The following is a 558-nucleotide window of genomic DNA, read 5'->3' as shown; positions in this document are numbered from 1 at the left end:
CCACGACAACCGCACCTGCGCCCTGCGCGTCGTCGGCCACGGTCCCTCGCTGCGCTTCGAGAACCGGCTGCCCGGCGGTGACGTCAACCCGTACCTGGCCGTCGCCGGACTCGTGGCCGCCGGACTGTACGGGGTGGAGCAGCGGCTCGAACTGCCCGAGCCCTGCGCGGGCAACGCCTACACCGCCGAGTACGAGCACGTGCCCACCACCCTGCGGGAGGCCGCCCAGCTCTGGGAGACCAGCCCGATCGCGAAGGCCGCGTTCGGCGAGGACGTCGTCGCCCATTACGCCAACATGGCCCGCGTCGAGCTGGCCGCCTTCGACGCCGCCGTCACCGACTGGGAACTGCGCCGGTCCTTCGAACGGCTGTGAACAGGCCGCCGGCAATACACCCGTGAACCCGCGCCCACCCGGGAACGCCCGTGAAAGGTGACACCTCCTTGACGGACCCGCACGAACTCCACGTGGTCAACCCGGCCACCGAGGAGCCCCTCGCCACCGTCCCCGCCGCGAGTGCCGAAGACGTGGCCGCCGCCGTCGCCCGCGCCGTCCCCGCC

The 558-nt window shown here is 72.8% G+C and carries 1 pseudogene; it reads left to right on the top strand.

Going from position 1 to position 558, the window contains the following annotated elements:
- Positions 1–373: pseudogene (locus CCN33_RS30815) on the top strand (glutamine synthetase); the annotation flags it as partial.
- Between the last annotated feature and the right edge of the window lie 185 nt (positions 374–558).

Source organism: Streptomyces recifensis, from assembly GCF_002154615.1.
In the GTDB taxonomy this organism is placed as follows: Bacteria; Actinomycetota; Actinomycetes; order Streptomycetales; family Streptomycetaceae; genus Streptomyces; species Streptomyces griseoluteus.
The sequence above is the reverse complement of the archived record's forward strand: the minus strand, read 5'-3'. Positions and strand labels throughout refer to the sequence as shown.